Source organism: Ruegeria sp. CDSB136 (assembly GCF_059610965.1).
Genome location: NZ_JBXWOP010000054.1, coordinates 1 through 3,445, shown reverse-complemented (window position 1 = coordinate 3,445; position 3,445 = coordinate 1). Strand labels below are relative to the sequence as shown.

At 63.8% G+C, this 3,445-nt stretch carries 2 protein-coding genes; both read right to left on the bottom strand.

Annotation, left to right across the window (positions count from 1 at the left end; translation table 11 throughout):
* Positions 1 to 13 precede the first annotated feature (13 nt).
* Entirely contained in the window at positions 14 to 2,869 is a 2,856-nt protein-coding gene (gcvP, locus tag AC2FIR_RS24015) for an aminomethyl-transferring glycine dehydrogenase (RefSeq protein ID WP_496748222.1), read from the bottom strand.
* 174 nt (positions 2,870 to 3,043) lie between these two features.
* Positions 3,044 to 3,409 (bottom strand): glycine cleavage system protein GcvH, encoded by a 366-nt coding sequence (gene gcvH / locus AC2FIR_RS24010; protein ID WP_170613943.1) that lies wholly within the window; start codon positions 3,407 to 3,409, stop codon positions 3,044 to 3,046.
* Positions 3,410 to 3,445: the final 36 nt, after the last annotated feature.

Here is a 3,445-nt window from a genome sequence, read left to right as displayed (position 1 = left end):
GGGGTATTATCTTTCACTCAGCGGCTTCTTCGTATTCTGACATTGGAGGGCATGTGCAGATGAGGTTTCTGTCGCCGTATGCGTTGTCGACGCGGTTGACGGGGGACCAGTATTTGTCGACGCCCATGGAGCCCGGGGGGAAGCAGGCCTGTTCGCGGGTGTAGGGGCGGTCCCAGTCGCCGACCAGATCGCGCACCGTGTGGGGGGCGTTTTTGAGCGGGTTGTTGTCCGCGTCGATCTTGCCGTCGATGATGTCCTGCGCCTCGGCCCGGATGGACAGCATGGCATCGCAGAAGCGGTCCAGCTCGGCCATGGGTTCCGATTCGGTGGGTTCGACCATCAGGGTGCCCGCCACCGGCCAGGACATGGTCGGCGCGTGGAAGCCGCTATCGACCAGACGCTTGGCGATGTCGTCGACGCTGACATGCGCGGCCTCGTCCAGCGGACGGGTGTCGAGGATGCATTCATGCGCCACCCGGCCCGTTTCCGAGGTGTAGAGGATCGGATAGGCATCCTTGAGCCGTGCCGCGATGTAGTTGGCGTTCAGGATCGCCACTTTCGTCGCCTGCGTCAGACCCTCACCGCCCATCAGCAGCACATAGGCCCACGATACGGGAAGGATCGAGGGCGAGCCGAAGGGCGCCGCCGAGACCGGGCCCACGGCGGTGCCGTATTCCGGGTGGCCGGGCAGATGCTCTTCCAGATGCGCCTTGACGCCGATCGGACCCATGCCGGGGCCGCCGCCGCCATGCGGGATGCAGAAGGTCTTGTGCAGGTTCAGGTGGCTGACATCGCCGCCGATCTTGCCCGGCTGGGCCAGACCGACCATGGCGTTCATGTTGGCGCCGTCGATATAGACCTGACCGCCGTGGTCATGGGTGATCTGGCAGACCTCCTGCACGGTTTCCTCGAACACGCCATGGGTCGAGGGGTAGGTGATCATGCAGGCAGCCAGATGGTCGCTGTGCTTTTCCGCCTTGGCGCGGAAATCGGCGACATCGATGTTGCCCTTGTCGTCCGACTGCACCGGCACCACCTGCCAGCCCACCATCTGCGCCGAGGCCGGGTTGGTGCCATGCGCCGAGGTCGGGATCAGGCAGACATTGCGGTGCCCTTCGCCACGGGCGAAGTGATAGTTGCGGATGGTCAGCAGACCCGCGTACTCACCCTGCGCGCCCGAGTTGGGCTGCTGGCTGATCGCGTCATAGCCGGTGATCTGGCACAGCTTGTCGTTCAGATCGGCAATCATCTCGTGATAGCCCTGCGCCTGATCTTCAGGGCAGAACGGGTGCAGATTGCCGAACTCGGGCCAGGTGACCGGGATCATCTCGATCGTGGCGTTCAGCTTCATGGTGCAGGACCCCAGCGGGATCATCGCCCGGTCCAGTGCCAGGTCGCGGTCGGCCAGACGGCGCATGTAGCGGGTGATCTCGGCCTCGGCCCGGTTCTTGTGGAAGATCGGGTGGGTCAGGTACGCGCTTTCGCGCAGCGCATGTTCCGGCAGGCGGTAATGCTTGTTCGAGCTGTCATCCTTGCGGTCGATGCCGAAGGCACCCCAGACCGCCTCGATGGTCTCGGGGCGGGTCTGTTCATCAAGGCTGATGCCGACCTTGGTCTCGCCCACCTTGCGCAGGTTGACGCCCCGGGCCACGGCGGCCTCCATGACCGTCTTCTGCAGATGGCCGACCTCGACCGTGATGGTGTCGAAGAACACCTCGGGTTCCACGGCAAAGCCTGCCGCCTCCAGACCGTCGGCCAGGCGCGAGGTCTTGCGGTGCACCGATTGCGCGATGGCCTTGATGCCGTCGGGGCCGTGATAGACCGCATACATCGAGGCAATGACGGCCAGCAGCGCCTGCGCGGTGCAGACGTTCGAGTTCGCCTTCTCGCGGCGGATATGCTGCTCGCGGGTCTGCAGCGCCAAGCGATAGGCCTTGTTGCCACGGCTGTCGATGCTGACGCCGATGATCCGCCCCGGCATCGACCGTTTCAGCTTGTCGGTGGTCGCCATGTAGGCCGCGTGCGGGCCGCCATAGCCCATCGGCACGCCAAAGCGCTGGGTCGAGCCGATGGCAATGTCCGCGCCCATCTCGCCCGGTGACTTCAGCAGTGCCAGCGACAGGATATCGGCCGCTACGATGGCGATCGCCTTATGTTCATGCAGCGCCGCGATCTCGGCAGAGAAGTCGCGCACATGGCCATAGGTGCCCGGATACTGGAAGATGGCGCCAAACACCGCACCAGCATCCAGCGTATCCGGATCGGCCACCTGCACGTCGATGCCCAGAGGCTCGGCGCGTGTTTTAATGACCGCGATGGTCTGCGGGTGGCAGTTCTTGTCCACGAAGAAGGCCGCGTTGTTGGCCTTGGACCGGCCGCCGCGCTTGGCCATCGCCATGGCTTCGGCCGCCGCGGTGGCTTCGTCCAGCAGCGAGGCGTTGGCCACGTCCAGCCCGGTCAGGTCGCTGACCATGGTCTGGAAGTTCAGAAGCGCCTCAAGACGGCCCTGGCTGATCTCGGGCTGATAGGGCGTATAGGCGGTGTACCAGGCCGGGTTTTCCAGGATGTTGCGCAGGATCGGCGCCGGCGTGGTGGTGCCGTAATAGCCCTGACCGATCAGCGAGGTCAGAACCTTGTTCTTGCGCGCCACCTCTTTCATGTGAAAGAGCGCATCGCGCTCGGTCATCGCCGGACCCCAGTCCAGCGGCTCTGTCTGCCGGATCGCCGGCGGGACGGTGGCGTCGATCAGCTCGTCCAGCGTCTTGAAGCCGATCACCTTCAGCATGTCGCGCATCTCGGTGGGCGACGGGCCGATGTGGCGGCGATTGGCGAAGTCATAGGCTTCGTAATCGGTCAGTTTGAAGGCCATTGCAGCGCTCCTCATGAAATGTCTCACCCAGCCGCTCTGGCAGGAGCCTCCGGCGTGGGGTAAGGGCCGTCCTGGAACCTGTCCGGGGACAGTGTCAGGCCCAAACGGGCGGAGCCCAAATCAGCGGCTCCGGGTGAAAGAAGGGGGCGGATCCCGTCGGAACCCGCCGTTTGCTCAGCCGATCAGGGCCTTGTAGCCGTCCAGATCCATCAGATCCTCCAGCTGCGACGCATCCGCGATCTTGATCTTGTAGATCCACGCCTCGCCCTCGGGGTCGTCGTTCAGCGAACCGGGATTGTCCGCCAGCGCCTCGTTCACCTCGACAATCTCGCCATCCACCGGCGCATAAAGCTCGGACGCCGCCTTGACCGACTCGATCACGCCGATCTCGCCGCCCTTCTCAAACTCGTCACCCGCTTCCTGCTGCTCGACAAAAACAACATCGCCAAGCTGCTCAGCCGCATGAACCGTAATCCCCAGCGTCGCAACTTCTCCTTCAACTCGCAGCCACTCGTGCTCTTCAGAATAATACGTCGACATTCCTGTTCTCTCCTGACTTCAACGCTTGTAGTTTTG

Bases quoted from the DNA above. Each gene is read 5' to 3' on its own strand.
- gcvP (WP_496748222.1), bottom strand. From the start codon at position 2,869: ATGGCCTTCAAACTGACCGATTACGAAGCCTATGACTTCGCCAATCGC.
- gcvH (WP_170613943.1), bottom strand. From the start codon at position 3,409: ATGTCGACGTATTATTCTGAAGAGCACGAGTGGCTGCGAGTTGAAGGA.